This is a genomic window from Streptomyces sp. NPDC001858, from assembly GCF_053594615.1.
The window spans coordinates 94,232-120,136 of sequence record NZ_JBSFEV010000011.1; the positions used below are offsets into that span (position 1 = coordinate 94,232).

General features: G+C 71.3%; 17 protein-coding genes. 3 read left to right on the plus strand and 14 right to left on the minus strand.

Translation table 11 applies throughout. The annotated features are described in order from the left end of the window. Window positions 1–78: 78 nt before the first annotated feature. Together ACWCPF_RS18400 and ACWCPF_RS18405 are read right to left on the minus strand one after the other, a co-directional pair. Complete coding sequence (locus ACWCPF_RS18400) at window positions 79–1,053, minus strand: Lrp/AsnC family transcriptional regulator (RefSeq protein ID WP_451046072.1); 975 nt, start codon at window positions 1,051–1,053, stop codon at window positions 79–81. Between the two features lie 115 nt (window positions 1,054–1,168). After that, window positions 1,169–2,791 (minus strand): MFS transporter, encoded by a 1,623-nt coding sequence (locus ACWCPF_RS18405; RefSeq protein WP_451046230.1) that lies wholly within the window; start codon window positions 2,789–2,791, stop codon window positions 1,169–1,171. Window positions 2,792–3,180: 389 nt separating this feature from the next. Between ACWCPF_RS18405 and ACWCPF_RS18410 the strand changes: the two genes are divergently transcribed. Continuing rightward, the gene (locus ACWCPF_RS18410; RefSeq protein ID WP_451046073.1) at window positions 3,181–4,953 is read left to right on the plus strand and encodes a hypothetical protein; all 1,773 of its coding nucleotides are present in this window, start codon (window positions 3,181–3,183) and stop codon (window positions 4,951–4,953) included. Window positions 4,954–4,962: 9 nt separating this feature from the next. On the opposite strand, the gene ACWCPF_RS18415 is transcribed toward ACWCPF_RS18410, so the two are convergent. From ACWCPF_RS18415 to ACWCPF_RS18460, 10 genes are all read right to left on the minus strand, one after another. After that, on the minus strand, window positions 4,963–7,398 hold the full coding sequence (locus ACWCPF_RS18415) for a tetratricopeptide repeat protein (RefSeq protein ID WP_451046074.1): 2,436 nt from the start codon (window positions 7,396–7,398) through the stop codon (window positions 4,963–4,965). Window positions 7,399–7,525: 127 nt separating this feature from the next. Beyond that, a complete protein-coding gene (locus tag ACWCPF_RS18420) occupies window positions 7,526–8,128 on the minus strand; it encodes a sarcosine oxidase subunit gamma (RefSeq protein ID WP_451046075.1) in 603 nt (200 codons plus the stop codon). Then, entirely contained in the window at window positions 8,121–11,354 is a 3,234-nt protein-coding gene (locus ACWCPF_RS18425) for a sarcosine oxidase subunit alpha family protein (protein ID WP_451046076.1), read from the minus strand. Before ACWCPF_RS18425 ends, ACWCPF_RS18420 begins: the two co-directional genes overlap by 8 nt. Before the next feature lie 20 nt (window positions 11,355–11,374). Then, window positions 11,375–12,607 carry a sarcosine oxidase subunit beta family protein gene (locus tag ACWCPF_RS18430; RefSeq protein ID WP_451046077.1) on the minus strand — a complete coding sequence of 411 codons (1,233 nt, stop codon included), beginning with the start codon at window positions 12,605–12,607 and terminating at the stop codon, window positions 11,375–11,377. A 31-nt stretch (window positions 12,608–12,638) separates the two neighbouring features. Next, a complete protein-coding gene (locus tag ACWCPF_RS18435) occupies window positions 12,639–13,082 on the minus strand; it encodes a tetrahydrofolate dehydrogenase/cyclohydrolase catalytic domain-containing protein (RefSeq protein ID WP_451046078.1) in 444 nt (147 codons plus the stop codon). A 12-nt stretch (window positions 13,083–13,094) separates the two neighbouring features. Next, window positions 13,095–15,533 (minus strand): GcvT family protein, encoded by a 2,439-nt coding sequence (locus tag ACWCPF_RS18440; protein WP_451046079.1) that lies wholly within the window; start codon window positions 15,531–15,533, stop codon window positions 13,095–13,097. A gap of 193 nt (window positions 15,534–15,726) precedes the next feature. Then, window positions 15,727–16,707, minus strand: a complete 981-nt coding sequence (locus ACWCPF_RS18445) for an ABC transporter substrate-binding protein (protein WP_451046080.1) — start codon at window positions 16,705–16,707, stop codon at window positions 15,727–15,729. Window positions 16,708–16,720: 13 nt separating this feature from the next. Next, on the minus strand, window positions 16,721–18,721 hold the full coding sequence (locus ACWCPF_RS18450) for an ABC transporter permease (RefSeq protein ID WP_451046081.1): 2,001 nt from the start codon (window positions 18,719–18,721) through the stop codon (window positions 16,721–16,723). Beyond that, window positions 18,721–19,809, minus strand: coding sequence for a quaternary amine ABC transporter ATP-binding protein (locus tag ACWCPF_RS18455; RefSeq protein WP_451046082.1), 1,089 nt, complete (start codon window positions 19,807–19,809; stop codon window positions 18,721–18,723). Before ACWCPF_RS18455 ends, ACWCPF_RS18450 begins: the two co-directional genes overlap by 1 nt. A gap of 20 nt (window positions 19,810–19,829) precedes the next feature. Beyond that, window positions 19,830–21,299 carry an aldehyde dehydrogenase family protein gene (locus ACWCPF_RS18460; RefSeq protein ID WP_451046083.1) on the minus strand — a complete coding sequence of 490 codons (1,470 nt, stop codon included), beginning with the start codon at window positions 21,297–21,299 and terminating at the stop codon, window positions 19,830–19,832. A gap of 228 nt (window positions 21,300–21,527) precedes the next feature. Here ACWCPF_RS18460 and purU point away from each other — a divergent pair, with 228 nt between their 5' ends. Beyond that, window positions 21,528–22,400 carry a formyltetrahydrofolate deformylase gene (gene purU, locus ACWCPF_RS18465; RefSeq protein WP_451046084.1) on the plus strand — a complete coding sequence of 291 codons (873 nt, stop codon included), beginning with the start codon at window positions 21,528–21,530 and terminating at the stop codon, window positions 22,398–22,400. 38 nt (window positions 22,401–22,438) lie between these two features. Here the strand turns inward: purU and ACWCPF_RS18470 are convergent, their stop codons facing one another. Then, the gene (locus ACWCPF_RS18470) at window positions 22,439–23,275 is read right to left on the minus strand and encodes a 5,10-methylenetetrahydrofolate reductase (protein ID WP_451046085.1); all 837 of its coding nucleotides are present in this window, start codon (window positions 23,273–23,275) and stop codon (window positions 22,439–22,441) included. 3 nt (window positions 23,276–23,278) lie between these two features. Further along, window positions 23,279–24,955, minus strand: coding sequence for a choline dehydrogenase (betA, locus tag ACWCPF_RS18475; RefSeq protein WP_451046086.1), 1,677 nt, complete (start codon window positions 24,953–24,955; stop codon window positions 23,279–23,281). Between the two features lie 202 nt (window positions 24,956–25,157). On the opposite strand from betA, the gene ACWCPF_RS18480 reads away from it, so the two are divergent. After that, entirely contained in the window at window positions 25,158–25,904 is a 747-nt protein-coding gene (locus ACWCPF_RS18480; RefSeq protein ID WP_451046231.1) for an IclR family transcriptional regulator, read from the plus strand. The last annotated feature ends 1 nt before the right edge of the window (window position 25,905 follow it).

A 25,905-nucleotide genomic window follows, 5' to 3' on the forward strand; every position in this document is an offset into this window, starting at 1 on the left:
CACTATGGATCAAGCGACGACTCCACAGAAGAGCCCGGACTCGCACCGGCGAAAATCTTGGAGGTTCGTCCAAGTACGTCAGCGGGTCGGTTCGTACGTCAGCTGTTTGACCTGGCGCAGGGTGAGGGTCGTCTCGACCGCCTGGACGCCGCGGAGGGCGCCGATCTTCTGGCTCAGGTAGCGGTAGAGCTCGCCGGTGTCGGCGGCGACCACCGACGCGATCAGGTTGCTCTGGCCCGTGATGGCCCCGGCGAAGCCGACCTCGCGGTGTTCCGCGAGCGCCTGGCCGGCCTCGGCGAGAGCGGAGGGCACCACGGTGAGCCACAGCATCGCGCCGACGCCGAGGCCCAGCGAGGCGCTGTCGTGCTGCACGTCGAAGTAGAGGGCTCCCGAGGAGCGCAGCCGTTCCACCCGCCGCTTGACCACCGACTCCGACTGGCCGGTGGCGCTCTGGAGCTCGCTGAAGGTGGCCCGCCCGTCGCGCTGGAGCAGGTCCACGAGGGCCTCGTCGTCCGCGTCGAGGTGCACCGATGCGTCGTCCGGTTCGCTCTTCGGCGGACGCAGCGCCGCCGCCTCGGCCGGATCGAGCGCCTGGATCTTGTCCAGCCGGCCGAGCGGGCCGCCGTAGAACTTGTGCAGCAGACAGTGGGCGCTGACGGAGACGAGGCCGGGGGTGCGCCGCACACGCTCCAGGAGGAGTTCGTCGCGATCCTGTCGGCTGCGGGGCCGCATGGCGCACAGGACCTCGGTGCCGCCCGAGATCAACTCGACGTAGGAGGTGTCGGAGCGCCGGGCCAGGGCCTTCGCCAACTGCTCCGCCGCGTCGGGCGTGCAGCGCAGCCGGACGATCCAGCTGGCGCGGCCGAGGCGGCTCCCGTCGAGCAGACCGACCACCCGCAGGCCCGCCGTCGTGCGCAGCCGCCGGAAGCGTCGCGCGACGGTCTGGTCGGACACTCCGAGCACCTCGCCGATGCGGCTGAAGGGCGCCCGGCCGTCGAGTTGCAGGGCCTGGAGCAGCTTCAGGTCCAGAGCGTCGACGGGCGGTGAGTCCACGGGGGTCTCCTGGTTCGGGGCGGGGGAGGCGGGGGGGAGCGCTGTGGTGGGCGGCCGCGGTCGCGGCGGGGCCCGGGATCATCGTGCGCGATCCCGGGCCCCGGTGCGACGCCGGTCACCCTCCGGTCTGGTTGCCCGCCAGGAAGGGGGTTTCGTCGAGCCCCTGGGCCCCCACGCCACCGGAGCCCGGACCAGCGGAGCCCTGAGCAGCGGAGCCGATACCGGCGGACTGCCGGCGCGGCCCGACGGTCTTCGTCGGCACCGGCTGCTGCTGCGGGCGGCGCAGCAGCAGCGCTCCGACGGCGGCCGCGAGCAGGGTCAGCACTGCGGCGACGACCAGGCAGAGGTGCAGCCCGTCGAGGAAGGACTCGGACAGCGCGCCCAGGACGCGGGGCGTGTCCGTGCCGGCGTCGACTCCGGCCACGGCGCCGATGCCGCCGGCGTCGGCGACCGCCTCGACCTGCTGGACGGTCTGCCCGGTGAGCCCGGCGTCGGTCAGATGGCCCGGCAGGGCGTCGACGGCCTTGGTGGACAGCAGCGCGCCGAGGATGGCGGGGCCGAGCGCCGCGCCGACCTGGCGGAAGGCGTTGTTGCCGGCCGCCGCCATGCCGGCCTGGTGGAAGGGGACCGAGCTGACCGCGGTGGCGGTCATCGGGGTGATGACGAAGGCCATGCCGAGGCCGAGCAGCGCCAGCCGCCAGGCCAGCGACCCGAAGGAGGTGTCCGCGGCGATGTTCGTGAGGGAGAGCAGTGCGGCCGTGACGACCAGCAGGCCGCCGGGGATCAGGACCCGCGGCGAGACGCGGTGCACGAGCTTGCCGACCGGCGCGCCCAGCACCAGCGGGACCATCGACACCATCAGCAGCCGCCAGGCCGCGTCCAGGGTGGACAGCTGCTGGACCATGCCGAAGTAGAGGCTGAGGGCGAAGAAGAACCCGATCAGCCCGAGGAAGCTGATCATGGCGATCAGGGTGGTGGCGGTGAAGGCCGGGCTGCGGAACAGGGAGAGGTCCAGCATCGGGCTCGCGCTGCGGCGCTCCAGCATGACGAACGCGACGGCCGCGACGGCGGCGGTGAACAGCGCCACCATGACCTTGACGTCGGTGAAGGACTCGGCGCCGCCCTCGATGATGCCGTAGACGAGCGCGGTGATCGTCAGCGCGGCGGTGATCTGGCCGGGCCAGTCCAGCCGGCGCGAGCCCGGGGCGCGGGAGTCGGTCAGCAGCTTCGCCGCGGCGGCCATCGCGAGGAGCGAGACGGGCACGGGCAGGAGGTAGATCCAGCGCCAGTCGAAGTGGTCGAGGATGACGCCGGCGAGGATCGGCCCCAGGGCCAGGGCGGCGGTGAGCGCGGTGGCCCACAGGCCGATGAACTTGCCGCGCTCGCGCGGGTCCGGCACCGCGTGGCTGATCAGGGCGAGGGTGGTGGGCAGCAGTGCGGCCGAGCCGAGACCGGCCAGGGCCTGGCCGGCCCAGACCGTCTCGACGTTCTGCGCGCACAGCGCCACGAGCGCGCCGAGGCCGCTGAGGGCGAGGCCAGCCTGGAGGACCTTCTTGCGGCCGTGGACGTCGCCGAAGACTCCGGCGGTGAGGATGAGGGCGGCCATCGGCAGGACGAACGCGTCGGAGACCCAGGAGAGTTGGGAGGTCGAGGTGCCGAGGGCCCGCTGGATCGCGGGCAGGCTCGCCGAGACGGTGGTCACCGGGAGATAGGCGACGAACACACCGACGCAGGCCATGACGAGCGTGGCGGCCCGCCGTTCCTGCGGCGCGTTCGCCGTGGTCGTGGCATTCACGGAAGACTCTTTCTGGGGGCGCCGACGGCGCCGGGCGCCGGGGCTGAGGGCTGGGAGCCGGGATCGGCTGACGGGGTCACCATCGGCCCCACCTGCCGTCCGACTCCAGCCAGGGCCCGCCGAAACCCGGAAAACCGACATCCGGGCCCGGTTTTCCGGCGGTCTTCGACTCGACGCGGTCGACCGCGCCCGCGGTGCGCCAGGGCGCTGCCGAACCGCGGCCGACTGCGCCCGACCCGGTGAGGCGTCGATAGCATCGGGGCGAACAGCGGCGGAGACGGATCTCGGTCCGGTCGGTGAAACGGGTGGCAGTGACGGGTCATGCAGCGCGCTTGCGCGTACCGGTGGGCGAGGACGCGGAGCGCTGGATCACCCGCGTGGGCTGTCGGCGCGTCCTGTTCATCGTGCACAACGTGACGTCTGCGACCCGACTGCTGGATGTACTCCCGCTGTTCCACGGCGACGTCCGCGTGCAGTTGTTCGCCACCTGCACCGGGTCGTCCCCTTTCCTGGCCGGCGTACCGGAGTTGTTGGCGCAGGCAGGGCTGCCGGTACTCCCCTGGGAGCAGGCCAAGGACACCGCCTTCGACTTGGCGGTGGCCGCGAGCTACGGCGGTGAACTCGACGCGATCGACGCCGACTTGGCCATACTGTCGCACGGGGTTGGATACAATAAGAGGCTGGCCACACCGGACACCGGACACCGGACACCGGACACCGGACGTCCGGTGTTCGGTCTGTCGCCGGAGTGGCTCCTCGATGGCGGTCGTCCGCTCGCGAGCGCCACGGTCCTCTCGCATCCGGAACAGCTGGACAGGCTGCGCGCGGCCTGTCCGGAGGCGGCGCCCACCGCGGTGCTCGCCGGGGACCCGTGCTACGACCGCATCCTCGCCGCACTCCCCCAACGCGACCGCCTCCGCCGCGCCTTGGGCGTGGGACCCGGCCGGCGGCTGATCGTCGTCAGCTCGACCTGGGCGCCGCGCTCCCTCTTCGGCGGAGCCGGCGAGCACGACACGGATGATCTGCTGCCCTGGCTGCTGTCACGTCTGGCGGCGGAGCTGCCCGCCGACGAGTACCGCACGACCGCCGTCCTGCATCCGAACATCTGGTACGGCCACGGCCCCGGACAGGTCCGTGCCTGGCTGGACCATGCGCGGCGAGCCGGTCTGGAGGCGATTCCACCGCTCGAAGGATGGCGACAGGCCCTGATAGCGGCCGACTGCGTCCTCGGGGACCACTCCAGCGTCACCTACTACGCGGCGGCCATCGGCATCCCCGTCCTCCTCGGTGCGTTTCCCCAGGAGGACCTCGACCCGCTCTCCCCGGTGGCCGCCCTCGGCCGTACGGCCCCCCGGCTCCTCCGCCGCGGCAGCCTGCGCGCACAGATCGACCGCGCGATCGCCTCGCACGAACCGGGCCGGTACAAGGAGCTGGCGGAGCAGACCAGTTCGTCGCCGGGAGAGTCGGCCGTCCTCCTGCGCCGCATGTTCTACGGCCTCATGGACCTCCCGGAGCCCGAAGACCACCCGGCGCTGCTCGACCTGCTGCCGCTGCCGCCGTACCGGCCCGCCCGCATCACCGCCCCGATCCGGGTTCTCGCCCGGCTGATCGGCACGGATCCGCCGGAGCTCTCCGTCGTCCGGTACGCCGTCGCCGGGGACGAGCCCGACCCCCCGGACGACCCGGCGGTGCAGGCCGACACCGCGCACACGGTGGTCGACGAGGAGACCCGGGAGGCCGGCCGGCTGCGCGTCGCCGACGTCGTCGTACGGCATGGGGGCGGGGACGATCCGCGGCTGGGCCCGCCGGCCGTCTGGGCGGCGGAGGCGCTCGACCGCTACCCGTACTGCGGGCTGGCCGCCTATGTCGACGGGCCGGACCGGTGTGTCGTCCGCACCCGCGAGGGGCATCTCCTGCGGCTGGCCGCCGCCGCGGACCCCGACGGGCGGCCCGACCTGTGCGATCCGGCCGTCTACGCCTCCGCGCTCTACGCCTGGCTGGCGAGCGGCAGTTCCCTGGCGTCGGCGGGCCGCGAGATCACCGTGCGCACGGGCGACGCGGTGCACCGCGTCGCCGTCGAGCCGCTCGCGCCGTCCGCACCCTGAGCCGGGCCCTCACGCCTGCGCTTCGGCCAGTCGCGCCCGCACCCGGGCGAGGCCGGCGTCGTCGCCGTTCTCCTCGAAGCACGCGGCGGCGGTGCGCAGATCCTCCGCTTCCTGAGCCGGGCGGTCCAGGACGCGATGGCACTCGGCCCTCGCCATGACGGCGTCGGCGAGGCGCAGCCCCGCGCCCGCCTCGGTCATGGCCTTGACGGCCGCGTCCAGGCACACCCGCGCGAGCTCGGCGTCTCCCGCGTCCAGGTGCGCGTCGCCCAGACTCATATACACACGGCCCTCGTTGTAGGAGTCGCCGCCCGGCAGGGCACGGAACCGCGCGAGGGCGTCGTTCAACCGGGCGACGGCGGCGGGGAAATGCCCCTGCTTGGTCTGGGCGCGGCCGATGTGGTGCGCCAACAGGGCGGTGGCCCGGGGCACGTCCTCCCAGCCGTCCTCACCCCGGCCGATACCGCCCAGGATGTCCTGCGCCGCCTCGAAACACCGCTGGGCCCGCTCGAACTCCCACTGCCTCAGGCGCAGCAGCCCCAGCGCCTCGACAGCGGTCGCCTCCCCTCGGCGGTGGCCGCAGGCCTGCTCCGCCGCGCGGGCCTGCACGAGGGCGGACTCGGCCTCGACCGCCTGGCCGAGTCCCAGGTAGCCGAAGGCGAGTTGCGTCCACATGCGGCCCACGGCGCGCGGATCGCCGAACTCTGCCGCGCCGCGCCGGGCGGCTTCGACTCCGAGCAGGTGCGTGTCGATCCACTGGGCGTGGAAGCCGAGCAGCAGGTGCAGGCCCCACATGGCCTCGCACAGCTGCCAGACGAGGTCGTCGAAGCCGTGGTGCGCGGCGGCCCGGACGACGGCCGCGAGGTTCTCCCGTTCGCCACGCAGTTCCGCCAGCGCGCGTCTGCCGTCCGCCGGGTCGCGGTGTTCCGGGAGGGCGAGCCCCTGGTAGGCCGGGCCGAGCCGCCAGCGCAGCGGCATGACGCGGAAGTCCGCGCCCGCCGCGAAGCGCAGCTGTGCGACCGCGACCCGGCGGACCGCGGCAGCCATGCGGCCGTGGCCGTCCTCGGTGACCGCGAGTTCACGGGCGTGCGCCCGGGTCAGGTCGTGGAAGCGGTAGCGCTCCTCGCCGACCTCCTCCAGCAGGTGCACGCGGGCCAGTTGTTCGAGGAGCGCGTGGGCTTCGGCCTCCGCGACGTCGGCGGCCCGCGCGGCGGATCCGACGGTCACGGTCGGCCACGCCCACACCGCGATCGCGCGGTAGAGGGAGGCGCAGGCGGGCGTCAGTTCGCGGTAGGAGACGTCCTGGGCGAGACGGACGGGATCGGCCGGGGCTCCGTAGGCGTCGGGGCTTCCTTGTGGCACGGCGGGGCCTTCCTGGTCGTGACCGTGGATCCGGTCGGACAGCTGCTGCGCGACGCGCTCCCAGGTCAGCTGCTCCCGGACGGCGAGGCCGGCGCCCGTGGTGCACACCGCGAGGGGAATCCCGCCCGTGCCGTCCACCACGGCCCGCACGATCGCGTCCGGGGCGGGCGGGCGGTCGTCTCCGACGACCCGTCTGATCAGGCTGACGGAATCCTCGACCGACAGCGGCCCGAGGGGGAACGGCCGGGCCCCGTGACCGGCGACCAGCCGCCCCGGCCGGTGTCGGCTCGTCACCAGGACGAGACACCCCGGCGAGGCGGGGAGCAACGGAATGACCTGGGCGTCGTCGTGGGCGTTGTCCAGGACGACGATCATGCGCCGGTCGGCTGTGCAGTCCCGGTACAGATCGCGCTGCCGCGCTTCGTCGCCCGGCACGGCGGCGGGTGGTACCCCGAGTCGTTCGAGGAACCGGGCGAGCGCTTCGGAGGGTGCGAGAGCGGTGGCGGCCGACGCGCCTTCGAGGTCCACGTACAGGGCGCCGTCGGGAAACCGCTCGCCCAGTTCGAACGCGCAGTGGACGGCGGCGGCGGTCTTGCCGATGCCACCGGGTCCGGTGAGAGCGGCGATCACCGGCGCACCGGGCGGGCGGTCCCCCTCGTCCAGCAGCGCCGTGATCCACGCGAGCACATCGGTGCGGTCGGTGAACACCGCCGTCGTGGGCGGCAGCATCCGTGGCCGGGAGGCGTCGTGCGCCACGGCGGACACGGCCCGCGGCGCCAGCCAGGAGGCCTCGCGCGCCCACTCCGTCACCTCGCGGGCGAACTCGGGCGAGCTGTCGGCGAGTTCCGTCAGCCGTAACGCGGCCGCCGTCCGCTCGCGCTCGGTGACCGGCAGAGTGGGCAGGGCCGGGCCTCCCCGTCCGGCCCCGGGGTCCAGATCCCTCTCCCCGTCTCCGGTACGGCCACGCCTCAGCAGGTCGAAGAGCTTCTCGGAGGTCCGTCGGCCCATCTCGCCGCCCGCTCCGGAAAGAGCGCCCGAAGCGACCGTGCCGACAGCCGAGACGACCATGCCCATCAACGGTTCCACGCCGGACTCCCCCAACTCGCCTGTCCCGCAATGGTATCGACGAGTCGGGACGGCGATGGGGATCCTCGTCGTCAGAGGTACGCCGTCACAGGCATGTCGTCAGAGGCATGTCGTCAGAGGTATGCCGTCAGAGGTATTCGGTCGCCGCGTCGAGCAGCCAGTCCGTCAGATAGCCGGCGAAGGAGGAGCGGACCAGTACCCAGAATCCGGCCCGGGGTTCGTCCCGGGCGACCAGGACGATCTGGGTGCGGCCCAGCGTCGTCTGGGCGCAGCGGCCGGCTCCGAAGGCGCGCGGGTGCAGGTCCAGCGGGCAGCCGTGGGCCAGCAGGTCGCGGGCGCGGGGGCCGGTGACGAGCAGGGTGGTGCGCTGGGCGGAGACGTCGGTGACGGACACCGGTTCGGCTCCGGCGGCCTCCCGGATCCGCCTCTCCAGGTCCCGTTGGGTGCCCGGCCGGCCCGTCAGCAGCCATTCGTCGGGGCCGAGCCACAGCACGGTCAATTCCCCTGCGTGGACTACGGAGTTGGGTTCGAGGGGCAGGGGGAGGTCCAGAGCGAGGCCGACGGCGTCCGCGGCCGCCCCCTTGGCGTCGAGACGCAGATTCAGCTGGGCCAGGAAGGGGAGTTCGGCCAGTCGGATCGCGCCGCCGGAGGTGCGGGTGGCGGCGGCCAGGCGGCCCGCGGCGTGCGACAGGGGGCTGCGGGGCGGGGCGGTGAGTGCGGTGTCAGCCATCGCGGCGGGCTCCCTCGGGGTCGTAGAGGACGGGGCTTGCGACCGTCACCGGAACCAGCCGGTCGCCCACGGGGGCGTACAGCCGCTCGCCGATGCGGTCCCGGCCGCCCTTGATCAGGGCGAGCGCGAAGGTCCGGCCGAGGGCGGCGCTGCGGTAGCTGGAGGTGACATGGCCGAGCATCGGGACGGGCGGGGCGGGCAGCACGCTGTCGGCGACCAGGTGGGTGCCCTCGGGGAGGAAGGCGCTCGGGTCCTCCGGGAGCAGGCCGACCAGGTGCTTGCGGTCGGGGCGGACGGCGTCGGCGCGGGCGTAGGAGCGCTTGCCGATGAAGTCGGGCTTCTTCTTCGAGACCGCCCACCCCATGCCGAGGTCCTGCGGAGTGACCGTGCCGTCCGTGTCCTGGCCGATGATCGGGTAGCCCTTCTCGGCGCGCAGGACGTGCATGGTCTCCGTCCCGTACGGGGTGATGCCGTACGGGGCGCCGGCCTCGTGGAGCGCCTCCCACAGGGCGAGGGCCTCCCACGGCGACACATTGATCTCGTAGGCGAGTTCGCCGGAGAAGCTGATCCGGCAGACGCGCGCGTCGAGGCCGGCGACGGTCGTCTCCCGCCAGGCCATGAACGGGAAGTCCTCGTTGGAGACGGCCAGTTCGGGCGCGAGCGCGCCGAGGACCGCGCGGGACTTCGGGCCGACCAGGGCGACGGTGGCCCACTGCTCGGTCACGGAGGTGCAGTGGACGCGGAGGTCGGGCCACTCGGTCTGCAGCCACTCCTCCATCCAGTCCAGCACGGCCGCCGCGTTGCCGGTCGTGGTGGTGACCAGGAAACGGTCCTGGGCGAGGCGGATGACGGTGCCGTCGTCGAAGATCATGCCGTCCAGGCGGCTCATGACGCCGTAGCGGATCATGCCGACCTTCAGGGTGCTCATCATGTTGGTGTAGAGCAGGTCGAGGAAGGCGGCGGCGTCGGGGCCCTGGACGTCGATCTTGCCGAGGGTGGAGGCGTCCATGAAGGCGACGGTCTCGCGGGCGGCGGCGCACTCGCGCAGCACGGCGCTCTCCATGTCCTCGCCGCCTCGCGGGTAGTACCAGGGCCGCTTCCACTGGCCGACGTTCTCGAAGAGCGCGCCGTGCGCGACATGCCACTCGTGGACGGCGGTGGTCCGGATCGGGTCGTGCAGCGCGCCGCGGTCCCGGCCGGCGAGCGTCGCGAAGGAGACCGGCGTGTAGGGCGGGCGGAAGGTGGTGGTGCCGAGCGCCGAGACGTCCACGCCGAGCAGTTCGGCGACGACGCCGCTCGCCAGGACGCCGGAGGTCTTGCCCTGGTCGTTGGCGGTGCCGGCGGTGGTGTACCGCTTGGTGTGCTCGACCGAGCGCATTCCCGCGCCGGTCGCCCGGACCAGGTCGTCGACGACGACGTCCCGTTGGAGGTCGACGAAGCGGGGGGCGCCCGGGGCGCCGGGGACGACGTACACGTGCTGGGGCGCCGTCGGCTGGGGCTGGGGTTCGGTGGCGGGCAGCCGGGGCGCGGCCGCCGGGTAGCCCTCGGCCTCGACGGCGCGGGCGCCGGCGGCGGCGCCCTCGGCGAGGACGGCGGGCAGGTCGAGGACGCCGTTCGCGCCGCCCGCGACCTCGACCGCCTGCCGGCAGGTGTCGGGCACGAAGGAGCCCAGCGTCTCGTCGTGGCGCAGCTTGCCGCCCGCCTGGCTGAACAGGTGCGCCACCGGGTTCCAGCCGCCGGAGACCAGCAGCAGGTCGGCGGCGAACTCCCGCTGCCCGGTGGACTCCCGCTGCCCGCCGGGCTCCCCGAACGGGGCGACGGTGACGGCGGTGAGCCGCGCATCGCCCTGTGTGCCGGTGACGGCGTGCCCGGTCAGCACCTCGATGCCCGCCTGCCGGGCGCGCTGCGCCCACTCGCCGGCTTCTGCGCGGGTGTCGACGATCGCCGTGACGTCCAGGCCTGCCGCGTCGAGGTCGAGCGCGGCGGCGTAGGCGCTGTCGTTGGTGGTGAAGACGACCGCGCGACGGCCGGGCAGGACGCCGTGGCGGTTGAGGTAGGCACGGGCCGAGGCGGCCAGCATCACGCCGGGGCGGTCGTTGTCCGCGAAGGCGAGGGAGCGTTCATGGGCACCGGTGGCGAGGACCACGCGGCGGGCGCGGATGCGCCAGACGCGTTCGCGGGAGACGTTCGCGGGGGCCGCCGCGCCGAGGTGGTTGGTACGGCGTTCGACGGCGAGGAGGTGGTTGTCGTCGTAGTGGCCGAACACGGTCGTGCGGCGCAGGACGCGTACCTCGGGGGCCGCTTCGAGCTGTCCGGCGACCTGACCCGCCCAGTCGAGGTGTTCGGCCGTGCCGAGCAGGCTGCCGCCGGGTTCCGGCTGGTCGTCGGCGAGGATGACGCGGGCGCCGCTCCGCACGGCGGCCGCGGCGGCGGCGAGGCCTGCCGGGCCCGCGCCGACGATCAGCAGGTCGCAGTGGGCGTGGACGGCGTCGTAGCGGGCGGGGTCGGGTTCGGTGGCCAGGCGGCCCTGGCCGGGGAGGCTGCTCGCGACCAGGCCGTCGTACAGCTCGACCGTGGTCGCGGGGAGCATCGGCTCGGGGAAGGGGGCCTCGATCTGGACGACCGCGTTGGGCTCTTCGACGCCGGCCGAGAAGATGCCGCGCGGGCGGCCGAGCTTGATGCTGGTGCCGGCCTGGATGACGCCGTTGGCGAGAAGGGCGGAGGCGAGGGTGTCGCCTCGGTAGCCCTGGTATTCGGTGCCGTCGAAGGTGAACGTCAGCTGGTCGGTGCGGTCGATTCGGCCGCCCGTGGCCAGGCGGTTCGGTTGGCTGTCGAGCCGGGCTGGGGGCTCTGCCCTCGGGCCCCCGATCGGCCCTGAAGGGGCCTCGTCCTCAAACGCCGCACGGGCTGGTGATGCCGGACGCGGCTGAGAAGTGACCCGCTGGGGCTCCACCGTCGCCGGGCGCGCCTCTCCCGTCCGATACACCGTCAGGATCTCGTTCGTCGACGTGTCGCGTACCGCGTTGAACCAGCGGCGGCAGCCTGCCGCGTGGGTCCAGCGTTCGGCGAACGGGCCCTTCGGGTTGTCGCGGAAGAACAGGTAGCGGGCCCACTCCTCGTCGGTGAGGGACACCGGGTCCTGCGGATAGGCCACGTGGGCCTGGCCGCCGTAGTGGAACTCGGCCTCGTCGCGGGGCCCGCACCAGGGGCAGGGGATGAGCAGCATGGTTCCGACTCCCTGGTGGACTAGTGGGCCACCGCGGCCGCGCCGTGCTCGTCGACGAGCGCGCCGGTGGTGAAACGGTCGAGCGAGAAGGGGGCGTTGAGGTGGTGCGGCGTGTCGTGGGCGATGGTGTGGGCGTAGACCCAGCCGACGCCGGGGGTGGCCTTGAACCCGCCGGTGCCCCAGCCGCAGTTGAGGTAGAGGTTGTCGACCGGCGAGAGGCCGACGATGGGCGAGGCGTCGGGGGTGACGTCGACGATGCCGCCCCAGGTGCGCAGCACATGGGCGCGCGCGAAGACCGGGAACAGCTCCAGGGCAGCCGACATCTGTTCCTCGATGATGTGGAAGGCGCCCCGCTGGGTGTACGAGTTGTACGAGTCGATGCCCGCGCCCATCACCAGCTCGCCCTTGTGCGCCTGGCTGACGTACACATGGACGGCGTTGGACATGACGACCGTCGGGTGCACGGGCTCCAGCAGTTCGGAGACCAGAGCCTGCAACGGGTGGCTCTGCAGCGGGAGTTCGATGCCGGCCATGGCGGCGAGGACCGAGGTGTGACCGGCCGAGCAGAGCGCGACCTTGCCCGCCGCGATGGGGCCCAGGGTGGTCTGGACTCCGACCACCCGGCCGCCCACCACATCCAGGCCCGTGACCTCGCAGTTCTGGATGATGTCGATGCCGGCGGCGTCCGCGGAGCGGGCCAGGCCCCAGGCCACGTGGTCGTGCTTGGCGATGCCGGCGCGCGGCTGGTAGGTGCCGCCCAGGACCGGGTAGCGGACGTCGGGTGAGATGTTGACGATCGGGCAGACCTCTTCGACCTGCTCGGCGTCCAGCCACTCCGCGTCGACGCCGTTGAGGCGGTTGGCCTCCACGCGGCGCACGCTGTCGCGGACGTCCTGGAGGCTGTGGGCCAGGTTGAGCACGCCGCGCTGGGAGAAGAGGATCGGGTAGTCGAGTTCCTCCGCCAGTCCCTCCCACAGCTTGAGCGAGTGCTCGTAGATGCCGGCGCTCTCGTCCCACAGGTAGTTGGAGCGGATGATCGTGGTGTTGCGGGCCATGTTGCCGCCCGCGAGCCAGCCCTTCTCCAGCACGGCGACGTTGGTGATGCCGTGGTTCCTGGCCAGGTAGTGGGCGGTGGCCAGGCCGTGGCCGCCGCCGCCCACGACGATGACGTCGTAGCCGCGCTTCGGCTCGGGCGTGCGCCACAGCCAGTCGGGGTGCTCGGGGAGCTCGGCGCCGGGGGTGCGGGGGCTCATCGGGGGTCTCCGTGCGTCGCAGGGGACAGGTTCATACGGTGTTCGCGTTCCTCTCGGCGGCCTCGACGACGTTGGCGAGCAGCATGGCCCGTGTCATGGGTCCCACTCCTCCGGGCATCGGCGCGATCCATCCGGCGACCTGGGCGGCGTCCGGGTGCACATCGCCGACCAGGCGGCCCTGGTCGTCGCGGGTGATGCCGACGTCCAGGACGGCCACGCCGGGGCGCAGCATGTTTTTGGTGATCAGCCCGGCCGAGCCGGCGGCGCACGGCGCCCGCGTCCAGGTGGCGGGGCAGCGGGAGCAGTCGCGGTGTTTGCCGGCGACGTGGGCCCGGCTGCCCGGGTCGTCGCCGACCAGCACCGTGCCGAGGCCGGGCGGGCGGGCGCCGCCGACCGTCAACTTGGCCACGCGGTCGGCGAGTTCACGACGGATCTCGGCGGCGGTCGCCTTGCCGTCGAGGATGTGTGCCGTCACGTGCGGTACTCCTCAGCCACGGAGACGGGACATCGTCGGGTCGAACAGGGGCTCCTCGGCGACGACGGCCTCGATGCGCCGGTCGAAGTAGCCGATGTGCAGGGTCGTTCCAGGGGTGGTCAGTTCGGCCGGGAGCCATGCGTAGGCGATCCCCTTGCCGATGGTGTAGCCGTAGGCGGCGCTGGTGACGTAGCCGACGGCGCGCTCGCCGTCGTAGACCGGCTCCTTGCCCATGACGACCGACCGCGGGTCGTCGATGGTGAGGCAGGTGAGCTTGCGCCGGACGTCGGCCGCCCGCCGTTCCAGTGCGGCCTTGCCGACGAAGTCGTCCTTGTCGGCCTTGACGGCGAAGCCGACGCCGGCCTCGTAGGGGTCGTGCTCATAGGTCATGTCGGTACCGAAGGAGCGGTAGCCCTTCTCCAGGCGGAGGCTGTTGAAGGCGCCACGGCCGGCGATGACGCCGCCGAGGGGCTGTGCCGCCCGCCAGAGGGTGTCCCACAGTTTCAGTCCCTGGTCGGCGGTGGTGTACAGCTCCCAGCCGAGTTCGCCGACGTAGGACAGCCGCATCGCGGTGACGGGGACCGAGCCGATGTAGGCGCGCTTGGCGCGGAAATACTTGAGGCCGTCGTTGGAGAAGTCCTCGTCGGTCAGGGGCTGGAGGACCTTGCGGGCGAGCGGGCCCCACAGGCCGATGCAGCAGGTGCCGGGGGTGATGTCGCGGACCTGGACGGTGCCGTCGGCGGGGAGGTGGCGGGTGAACCGGTCGAGGTCGAGGTTGCCGTTGGCGCCGACCTGGAAGAGGTCGCGGGCCAGCCGGGCGATGGTGACGTCGCTGCGGATGCCGCCGTCGTGGTCCAGGAGCAGGGTGTACGTCACCGAGCCGACGGACTTGGCGATCTTGCCGGTGCACAGGCGCTCCAGGAAGGCGGCGGCCCCGGGGCCGGCCACCTCGATGCGCTTGAGGGCGGTCATGTCGTACAGCGCGACGGTCTCGCGGGTGGCCTGTGCCTCGGCGCCGACGATGGGCGACCAGTACCGCGCCGCCCAGTCGTCGGGGGTCGGGATCGAACGGCCTTCCACCAGGCTCGCGTTGGCCTCGTACCACTGCGGGCGCTCCCAGCCGTTCGCCTCCAGGAAGAAGGCGCCCAGCTCCTGCTGGCGGGGGTGGAAGGGGCTGGTGCGGATCGGGCGCGGGGCACCGGAGGGCTGGAGCGGGTGGAGGATGTCGTAGACCTCCTCGAAGTTCCGGCAGTCGCGGGCCAGGACGTACTCCGGGGACAGCTGGTGCGGCTCGAAGCGGTTGACATCGCATTCGTGCAGGTCGAAGGAGGAGCAGTGGCCGTCGACCAGCCATTCGGCCATGGCCCGTCCGACGCCCGCGGAGTGGGTGACCCAGACGGCCTCGGCGACCCAGAAGCCCTTGACGTCCGGGGACTCGCCGAGGAGCGGGAAGTTGTCGGTGGTGAAGGAGAACAGGCCGTTGATGCCTTCCTCGACCTTGGCCTCCTGGGTGGCGGGAAGCAGGGACCGCGTCTCGGTCCAGGCGTCCTCGAAGTCCTCCTCGGTGAACTTCAGGACCGAGGGCATCGCTTCGGCCTCGTCCACGGAGAGGATGTCGTCGACGGAGACGGGCATCGGGCGGTGGCCGTAGTAGCCGATGCCGATGGCGTCGAAGCGGTCGCGGTAGTAGAGGTCGGCGTCCTGGTGGCGCAGGATCGGCCGGACCGCTTCTTCCGTCTGGCCCGCGAGCGCGGGTACCGGGCCGGTCCAGGCGAGTTGGTGGGCGAGCGGCGTGAGCGGCAGGTTCATGCCGACCATGCGGGCGATCTTCTGGCCCCAGATGCCGGCGCAGCACACGACGATGTCGGCGGGGAGCTCGCCCTGGTCGGTGCGAACGCCGGTCACCTCGCCGTGGGCCCGGGTCACGTCGAGGACCTCGTGGCGGGCCAGGAAGGTGACGCCGCGCTCGGTGGCGCGGCGGATCTGCGCCTCGACGGCGAGGACGGCCTTGGCGAGGCCGTCGGTGGGCACCAGGAGGCCGCCGAGGACCCGGTCCGGGTTGACCAGCGGGTGCTGCTCGACGCATTCCTCGGCGGTCAGGAGGCGGGCCTCGACGCCCCAGGCGGTGATCCAGCCGTGGCGTCGGCGGAGTTCGGTCAGGCGCTCGGGGGTGGTCGCGACCTCGAGGCCGCCGACCTGGAGGAAGCAGGGCTTGCCGTCGACGTCGAGGGAGCAGAACTTCTCGACGGTGTAGCGGGCCAGTTCGGTCATGGTCTTGGAGGAGTTGGTCTGGAAGACCAGCCCCGGGGCGTGCGAGCTGGAGCCCCCGGTGGCGGGCAGCGGGCCCTGGTCGACCACGGTCACATCGGTCCAGCCTCGTGCGGAGATCTCGTCCGCGAGTGCCGCTCCAACGACGCCCGCTCCGATGATGACCACTCGGGGTCCCGCCATCGCCGCACCTCCGGTTCAGTTGCTCTCTACGCAACGTGATTCAGGTTGCGCAACTCAATGTGCCCGTCGTGCAGGTGGGTGTCAAGAGGGCCCGTGACGTCGGCGGACGGCCCCGAAAAGGGACTCTGGAAACGGCGATGCCCGGTGGGCGGTGCGCACCGTGCGCACCGCCCACCGGGCATCCGTGACGGGCCTACTTGATCCAGGCGTCCACCTTGGCACGGTTGGCGTCGACCCACTTCTTCGCCGCCGCCTCGGGGGTCATCTTGTCCACGGCGATGTACTTCGCCACGACGTTCTGGTCGTCGTTGGTCCAGTTGAAGTTCTTCACCAGGTCATAGGCCGGGCTGCCCGACTTGGCGAACTTCGCACTGACGATCTTGTCCAGGTCGTACACGGGGTAGTCGCACGCGATCTTCTCGGCGTCGGCGTCGCAGCCGGCCGTGTACGCGGGCAGGTTCACCTTCACCAAAGGCACCTCGGAGAGGAACCACTGCGGCTCGTAGAAGTAGCCGATCACCCATTCCTTGTTCTTCTCGGCCTTGCGGTAGGCCTGGATGAGCGCGGTCTCGCTGCCCGCGTACACCACCTTGAAGTCCAGCTTCAGGTTCTTCACCAGGGCTTCGTCGTTGGTGACGTACGACGGGTCCCCGTCGAGCAGTTGGCCCTTGCCGCCCGACTCCGAGGTCTTGAACTTCGCCGCGTACTTGTCGAGGTTCTTCCAGTCGGTGATGTCGGGGTGGGCCTTCGCCAGCCACGGCGGCACGTACCAGCCGATGATGCCCTTGTTGCCGGTGGAGCCGGCCGCCACGGCCGTCTTCTGCCCCTCGATGTACTTCTTCTTCAGATCATCGTGGCCCCAGTTCTCCAGGACGGCGTCCACCTCGCCCGTCCCGAAGCCCTGCCAGGCGATCTCCTCCTTCAGGTCCTTCTTGGTGACCTTGCAGCCGAGGTCGTTCTCCGCGACGTACGCGACGACCGCCGCGTCCGCCTCGTAGCCCACCCACGGGTTGACCGCGAGGTTGAAGGCGCCGCACTGGGCGGAGCTGCCCGAGCTGTCGGACCCCGAGGAGTTGCTGTCGCCGACCTTCGCACCGCCGCAGGCGGTCAGGGTGAGCCCCAGAACGGCCATGCCGGCCGCGCCGACTCTCCACTTTTTCGCTTGCCTTGCCATGGTCCGTAGCTCCTTACGCGCCGACACGCCGCGCCGCTGCCTGAGTGATCCGGTCGAACATGACTCCGAGAAGGACGATGGCCAGCCCCGCGGCGAGCCCCTTCCCGTACAGCTGCCCCTGCGAGAAGCCGGCCACGACGTCGTAGCCGAGGGCGCCCGCGCCTACCAGGCCGCCCACCACAACCATCGACAGCACGTAGATCAGGCCCTGGTTGGTCGCGAGAGTCAGGGCGCTGCGTGCCATCGGCAGCTGGACCTTGGTGATGATCTGCCAGGTGTTGCACCCGGCGGAGGTGGCCGCCTCCACGGTGGTCGCGGGCACGGTGCGCACCCCGTCCGCGATGATCTTGATCGCGACGGGAGCCGCGTAGACGACCGCGGCGACGATCGCCGTGAAGCGGGTCGCGCCGAACAGCGCGAGGAACGGCACGAGATAGACGAACGGCGGCATGACCTGGGCCGCGTCCAGGGTGGGGCGCAGCACCCGGTCCACCAGTGCGCTGCGTCCCATCCACACGCCGAAGACCATGCCGAACAGCATCACGATGACCGTGGCGACCAGGGTCGACGCCATCGTCGTCATGGCGTCCGACCACACGCCGGTGCCGACGAGCAGGCCCACGCACACGGCCGTGGTGACGCCGGCCCGCCAGCCGCCCAGCACCGCGCCGAGCCCGATCAGCACCGCGCCGACCAGCCACCACGGGGAGTCGGTGAGCAGTGTCTGGAACGGGTTGAGCAGACCGTTGGTGACGGCGTCGCGGACGGCGTTGGTGAGCCCCGAGAGGTTGTCCTGCACCCAGGTCGTGGTGGAGTCGGCCGCGCTCGCGATGGAGCTGCCGAGGCCGCCCTCGCCGGGGAACTCCGCCGCCCACAGGTAGGTGTTGGACAGATAGACCAGGACCAGGGTGACGACCGCGCCCGCGCCCAGCAGCGGCCGCCGCCAGGCGAGGAACCGGTTCTTCGAGGCGCGGGCCGCCTCCGCCCGGCCGCTGGCCGCGGTCGTGACCCGGTCGAGCACGATGGCCATGACGACGATGGACAGGCCCGCGTTGAAGGCGGTGCCGACGTCGAGCGACTGCAGCGCCTGCACGACGGTCTTGCCGAGGCCGGGCGCGTCGATCAGGGCCGCGATGGTCACCATGGCCAGGGCGGCCATGATCGACTGGTTGACGCCCATCACGACGGTCCGCTTGGACATCGGCAGCAGCACCTTCAGCAGTCCCTGCCAGCGGGTCGCGCCCAGCGAGTCGGCCGCCTCGACGGTGGTCTGCGGCACCGAGCGGATGGCGTGCGCGGTGATGCGGATCGCCGGGGGCGTGGCGTAGATGACCGTGGCGATCGTCGCGGAGGCCCCGCCGATGAGGAAGAACAGGGTCAGCGGCGCCAGATAGACGAAGGTGGGCATCGTCTGCATGAAGTCCAGGAAGGGCGTCATGACCCGGTTGAACCGGTCGGACAGCCCCGCCCACACGCCCAGCGGGATCGCGAACAGCAGCGCCACGAAGACCGCGGACAGGGTGAGCGCGAGGGTGTCCATGCTCTCCTGCCACAGGCCCTGCAGCCCGAAGAAGGTGAACCCGGCCACCGCGAGCAGCGCGACCCGCCAGTTGCCCACGGCCCAGGAGACATAGCCGGCGATGCCGACGACGCCCAGCCAGCCGATCTGCGGGAGCGGACGGTCGCCGGTCGGCTGCGAGATCAGCCCCTGGACGAAGGTCACCAGGTTGTCGATGACCAGGCGGATCTCGTTGAAGAAGTAGAGGAAGAGCGGGTTGGAGTTGCGGTTCGCGCCGATCGAGTCGTTGACGTCGTTGAACCACCGGTGCAGATCGGTCAGGTCGGCCGCGGCCAGGGTGAGGGTCTGTTTGCCGCGCAGCACGGCGAACAGCAGCAGCCAGCCGAGCAGGATCGCGCCCACCACCATGGAGCGGCTGATCCTGCGTGCGCCCGCGACGGGGGCGGGTTTCGCCACCGGCTCCGTCTGCTCCGGTTTCTCCATGACGACGGTCATCACATGTCGCCTTCCTGCCCGGCGACGACCGCGAGGATCTCCTCGTCGCCGACGATGCCGAGCAGCTTGCCGTTCTCGACGACCTTGACCGGCCGGTCGGCCGCGAGCACCGCCCGGGTGGCCTCGCGCACCACGACGTCCGGGCCCAGCTCGGGGCCGTCGAGGGTGTCGCCGTCCGCCGGCGGGCGCATGATCCAGCGCAGGGTCAGCACATCGCCGCGCGGCACGTCCTTGACGAACTCGCGGACGTAGTCGTCGGCCGGGGCGCCGACCAGCTCGTCGCCGGTGCCGCACTGGACCATCTTGCCGTCGCGCATGATGAGGATGCGGTCGCCCAGCTTGAGCGCCTCGGAGAGGTCGTGGGTGATGAACACCATCGTCTTGCCGACCTCGTGGTGCAGTCGGATGACCTCGTTCTGCATGTCACGGCGGATGAGCGGGTCGAGCGCCGAGAACGGCTCGTCGAAGAAGAGCACGTCCGGGTCGCCGGCCAGCGCCCGGGCCAGGCCCACGCGCTGCTGCATGCCGCCGGAGAGCTGGTCGGGGTAGGAGTTCTCGTACCCGGCGAGGCCCACCAGTTCGACGACCTCCTGGGCCCGCCGGACGCGCTCGCCCCTGCCCATGCCCCGGATCTCCAGCCCGAACGCCACGTTGTCGACGACGCGGCGGTGGGGCAGCAGACCGAAGTGCTGGAAGACCATGGAGAACTTGCGGCGCCGCAGATCGCGCAGGCTCCTGTCGTCGGCGTCGAGGATGTCCTTGCCCTCGAAGACGACCTCGCCGGAGGTCGGCTCGATCAGCCGGGTCAGACAGCGCACCAGCGTGGACTTGCCCGAACCGGACAGGCCCATCACGACGAAGACCTCGCCGGGCGCGACCTCGAAGTTCACATCGCGCACGGCGGCGGTGCAGCCGGTGCGGTCCATGAGCTCGCGGCGGGTGAGGCCGCACAGCTCCGTGGAGTCCGGGACCCGGTCGGCCTTCGGCCCGAACACCTTCCACAGGTTGCGCACGGAGATGACCGGGGTGGAGTCCGAGTCCCGTGGCGTACCGCGCCGCTGGGGGACCTCGGTCTGTGTTGGGGTCACGATCGACCTCTTTTCGGCGTTCAGCCGCGGAACCAGCGCTGCGGCCGGGGTTGGATGTTCTGCCAGATGTGTTTGGGCTCTCGGTACTCCGCCAGGCCGGTCGGTCCCAGCTCCCGGCCCACGCCCGAGTGCCCGAAGCCACCCCATTCCGCCTGCGGCACATAGGGGTGGTAGTCGTTGATCCACACCGTGCCGTGGCGCAGCCGCCCGGCGACCCGCTGGGCCTTGCCGGCGTCCTGCGTCCAGACGGCTCCGGCGAGTCCGTACTCGGTGTCGTTGGCGATGCGTACGGCGTCGTCCTCGTCGGTGAAGCGCTCCACGGTGAGCACCGGCCCGAAGGACTCCTCGTGCACGACGCGCATGTCCTGCCGGCACTCGTCGAGGACGGTCGGCGGGTAGTAGTGGCCGCCCGCCAGGGCCGGGTCGTCGGGGCGGGCGCCGCCGCAGCGCAGCACGGCGCCCTCGGCGAGCCCGGCGGCCACGTACGCCTCGACCTTGTCCCGGTGCGCCGCGGAGATCAGCGCGCCGGTCTCGGCGTCGGCGTCGAAGGGCCCGCCGAGCCGGATCCGCCGCGCGCGCCGCACGACCTCGTCGACGAACCGGTCGTGCAGCGAGTCCTCGACGATCAGCCGGGCGCCGGCCGAGCAGACCTGCCCGGAGTGCAGGAAGACGGCCGTGAGAGCGAAGTCCACGGCCGTCTCGAAGTCGGCGTCGGCGAACACGACGTTGGGGTTCTTGCCGCCGAGTTCCAGGGCCACCTTTTTCACGCCCGCCGCGGCGGTGGCCATGATGCGTTTACCGGTCTCGAGGCCGCCGGTGAAGGAGACCATGTCGACGGCCGGGTCCTCGGACAGCGGTGCGCCCACCTCGGGGCCGGCGCCCAGCACGAGGTTGGCGGCGCCCGCCGGCAGCCCGGCCTCCTCCAGCGCCCGCATCAGCAGGATCGAGGTGGAGGGGGTCAGCTCACTGGGCTTGAGGACGATCGTGTTGCCCGCCAGCAGAGCGGGCGCGACCTTCCAGGACGCCTGCAGCAGCGGGTAGTTCCAGGGGGTGATGAGGCCGCACACGCCGATCGGCTCGTACACGACACGGCTGACGGCGTCGTCCCGGCCGGTGTCGATGACCCGGCCGGCGTCGGTGCCCGCGATGCCGCCGTAGTAGCGGAAGCAGGAGACGACGTCGGCGATGTCGTACTCGCTCTCCACCAGGCGCTTGCCGGTGTCCAGCGATTCGGCGCGGGCGAACGCCTTGGCGTCGCGCTCGAGGATGTCGGCGGTGCGCAGCAGCAGCGCGCCCCGTTCGCGTTCGGGGGTGCGGGGCCAAAAGCCCTCGTCGAAGGCGCGGCGGGCCGCGGCGATCGCGGCCTCGGCGTCGGCGCGGGCGCCTTCGGACACGGTGGCCGAGAGGGTTCCATCAGCGGGACATCGAATTTCCCGGCGCCCGCCGGCCACCGCGTCCCGCCATTTCCCGTCTACATACAGGTCTGCCACGCGCCTAGCCCTTCAAAGCCCTTGAACCGAAAATGCGTTGCGCATCATGCAATCAATTGCTCGTGGTGGAACACCCTGGCGAATGTCCAGACCGACGTCAAGAGGTTCACCGATGACGATTCGGCTTTGCGGGCACTTGCCCTGCCGCCCTTGACCTCAGACGGCACCGAGCCGACCATGTTGCGTATCGCTCACCATGTTGTGCAATACGCACCAGCGGAGGCCTGCATGTCCCCTCGACCGCAACCTGGCCGTGAGTTCGTCCTCACCCTCTCCTGCCCCGACAGCGCCGGACTGGTCCACGCCGTGAGTGGCTTTCTTGTGAGGAACTCGGGCAACATCCTGGAGAGCCAGCAGTTCGACGACCGGCTCCAGGGCCGTTTCTTCATGAGGGTCCACTTCGACGTTTCCGATCCAAACGCCGATCTGGAAAATCTGCGTTACCGATTCGGACCCGTCGCCCAGGCCTACGGCATCTCCTGGACCCTGCGGGACGCGTCGACCCCGACCCGGACGCTCATCATGGTGTCGAAGTTCGGCCACTGCCTGAACGACCTGCTGTTCCGCCGGCGCACGGGCTCCCTCAACATCGAGATCCCCGCGATCGTCTCCAATCACCGCGACTTCGAGGCGCTGGCCGACACCTACGGCGTCCCCTTCCACCACATCCCGGTCACCAGGGACACCAAGGCGGAGGCCGAGGCGCGGCTGCTGGAGCTGGTGCGCGAGCTGGACGTCGAGCTGGTGGTGCTGGCCCGCTACATGCAGATCCTCTCCGACGACCTGTGCAAGCAGCTCGAGGGTCACGCCATCAACATCCACCACTCCTTCCTCCCCAGCTTCAAGGGCGCGAAGCCCTACGACCAGGCCTACGACCGCGGGGTCAAGCTCGTCGGCGCGACGGCGCACTATGTGACCTCGGATCTCGACGAGGGCCAGATCATCGAGCAGGACGTGGTCCGGGTGGACCACTCCCTCGACCCCGGCGAGCTGGTCACCGTCGGCCGGGACGTCGAGGCCCAGGTGCTCGCCCACGCGGTGAAGTGGCACAGCGAGAGCCGCGTGATGGTGGAGGGCAACCGCACGGTGGTCTTCCGTTGAGCGAGTCGAGCCCGTCCGGCGCTTGAGGACGAGGCCCCTCAACGGCCGATCCGCTCCAGTACGGCCCGCCGCCACCGCTCCGTCTCGGCGATCTGGTTGAACGTGAACAGGTGCAGCCCCGCCACCCCGGCCGAAGGCGCGGTGAGGGCCCCCTCGGTCCGCGAGAGCAGCCGCTCCGGCGCATACCCGCCGGGCACGGCGAAACGCAGGAACCACGACGGATGCCGCGTGAGAAAGCGCGTCGACTCCCCGACCCCGATCTTCGTCGCCATCGACAGCAGCTTCGCCCGCTGCACGGGCCCGGCGACGCCCACATACAGGGGCAGGGCGATGTCCCGCCGTCGTATACGGCCGATCCACTCCCCCAGCACCCGGGGGTCGAAGCACAGGTTGCTGACGATGTTCGTGGCGTGCGCGCGCTTGTCCCACATCGCCTGGATCGTGACGTCGTCGTGGATCAGGGGATGGCTCTCGGGGTAGCCGGTGACGCCGACGTGCGCGAAGGGCCTGCCCAGCTCGCCCAGCCGGCGCAGCACCGGCAGCGCCCCGTCGTAGGCCCCGGCGGGCGGGTCCGCGTCGCCCGCCGGGACGAAGACGTCGTCCACGCCCGCCCCGCGGAGCCGGTCGACGACCTCCTTCAGATGCGCGTCGTCCCGCAGCAGCCGCGCGGGCACGTGCGGGACGACGCGATAGCCGTGCGCCGCGAGCCGGCCGGCGAGGTCGAGGGTCGGCTCCAGGCCCTTGACCGGCGACGCCGTCACGGTGACGACGACCTCGCGCGGGACATGGGCGAGGACCTTGTCCTCGGTCGCCCCGGCGGGCAGCACCTCGTAGCGCACGCTCTCCAGCAGCGCCCTCAGCCCGTGGCCGGCCAAGGTCTACCCGGCCTGCTTCTGGGCGTCGCGGTGGCGGTAGTACACGGCCTTGGAGGCGGGCAGCGGTTCCTTGCCGAGGATCAGGTCGGCGGCCTTCTCGGCGACCATCATCACCGGCGCGTAGATGTTGCCGTTCGTGACGTACGGCATGACGGACGCGTCCACCACGCGCAGGCCCTCCACGCCGTGCACCCGCATGCTGGTCGGGTCGACGACGGCCATCTCGTCGGCGGAGGGGCCCATCTTGCAGGTGCAGGAGGGATGCAGGGCCGTCTCGCCGTCCTTGGCGACCCAGGCGAGGATCTCCTCGTCCGATGCGACCTGCGGGCCGGGCGAGACCTCGCCGTCGTTGTAGGGGGCCATCGCGGGCTGGTTGAGGAGGTCGCGGGCCACCCGGATCGCCTCGACCCACTCGCGGCGGTCCTGCTCGGTGGAGAGGTAGTTGAAGCGCAGCGCCGGGTGTTCGCGCGGGTCCTTGCTCTTGATCTTCACCGAGCCGATGGCGTCGGAGTACATCGGTCCCACGTGGACCTGGTAGCCGTGGCCGCCGGCCGGGGAGGAGCCGTCGTAGCGGACCGCGATGGGCAGGAAGTGGAACATCAGGTTGGGGTACTCGACGTCCTCGTTGCTGCGCGCGAAGCCGCCGGCCTCGAAGTGGTTCGTGGCAGCCGGACCCTTGCGGAACAGCCACTGCAGACCGATGAAGGGGGCGCGCCACCTCGCCATGTACGGCTGCATGGAGACCGGCTGCTTGCAGGCGTACTGGACGTACACCTCCAGATGGTCCTGCATGTTCTCGCCGACGCCGGGGAGGTCGTGGACGACGTCGATGCCGAGGGCGCGCAGTTCCTCGGCGTTTCCGACGCCGGAGAGCTGGAGCAGCTGCGGGGAGTTGATCGCGCCGCCGCAGAGGATCACCTCCTTGGCGCGGACCTGCTGGAGCGCGCCCTTGCCCCGCTGGTACTCGACGCCGACGGCCTTCTTGCCCTCGAAGAGGACGCGGGTGACCAGGGCGCGGGTCTTGACCGTGAGGTTGGGGCGCTTGCGCACGGGCTTGAGGTACGCCTTCGAGGCCGACAGCCGACGTCCGCGGTGGACATTGCGGTCGAACTTGGCGAAACCTTCCTGCCGGTAGCCGTTGACGTCGTCCGTGGGTGCGTGGCCCGCCTCCTGCGTGGCCTTGAGGAAGGCGCCGAAGAGCGGGTTGGTGGCGGGGCCGCGTTCGAGGACGAGGGGGCCGTCGTGGCCGCGGAACTCGTCGTCCGGGTCGGCCGCGAGGCAGTTCTCCATCCGCCGGAAGTAGGGCAGACAGTGCGCGTAGTCCCAGGTCTCCATGCCGGGGTCGGCCGCCCAGCGCTCGTAGTCCATGGGGTTGCCGCGCTGGAAGATCATGCCGTTGATGCTGCTGGAGCCGCCCAGTACCTTGCCGCGCGCATGGTAGACGCGTCGGCCGCCCATGTGGGGTTCGGGCTCGGACTCGTACTTCCAGTCGTAGAACCGGCTGCCGATGGGGTAGGTCAGCGCCGCGGGCATGTGGATGAAGACGTCCCACGGGAAGTCGGACCGGCCGGCCTCCAGTACCAGCACCCGGTTCGCCGGGTCCGCGGAGAGCCTGTTCGCCAGTGCGCTGCCGGCCGATCCGCCGCCGACGATGACGAAGTCGTACTGCAAGGGAGCCATGGTGCCTCGTCTCGCTCGCGCCGTAGATACGCGAGGCATGCTAGTACCGGTATCTCTATATGCACCAGGTTGCGAACCACGCAACTTAGCGAGGGTTGATTTCCGTCCCGTTACTTGCAAGCGCGTTGTTTACTACGCGTATAGTTTCACTGTGAGCAACTACAGCACTGACCCAGAAACGTCGAATTCACAGGCCGGCGGAGTGCAGTCGGTGGACCGCGCCATCAGCGTCCTGGAGATCCTCGCGCAGCGCGGCGAAGCGGGCGTCAGTGAGGTCGCGGCCGAGATCGATGTTCACAAGTCCACCGCCTTCCGGCTTCTCGGCGCCCTGGAGGCGCGCGGTCTGGTGGAGCAGGCGGGCGAGCGTGGCAAGTACCGCCTCGGGTTCGGCATCGTACGCCTGGCCGGCGCCGTCACGGGGCGCATCGACATCACGCAGCAGGGCCGCCCGGTCTGCGAGCGGCTCGCCGAGGAGATCGGCGAGACCGTCAACATCGCGGTCATGCAGGAGCAGTACGCGATCAACCTCTACGAGGTGCGCGGCCCGGGCGCCGTCACCGCGCACAACTGGGTGGGCGAGCTGACCCCCCTGCACGCCACGTCGAGCGGCAAGATCCTGCTGGCCCATCTGCCGGCCAAGGAGCGGGCCGCGCTGCTCTCCGAGGCCGGCCTCAAGAAGTCCACCCCGCGGACGATCACCGCGAAGACGAAGCTCGAGAAGAACCTCGCCGAGGCGCGGGAGCGCGGCTACGCCTGGACCCTGGAGGAGCTGGAGATCGGCCTGCACGCCATGGCCGCACCGGTCCGCAACCGGGACGGCGAGGTCATCGCCGCGCTCAGCGCCTCCGGCCCCTCGTACCGGTTCACCGAGGAGCGACTGCACGAGCTGGCTCCGGTGCTGATCAAGGGCGCGGACGAAATCAGCCACCGGATGGGGTACCTGGGCTGAG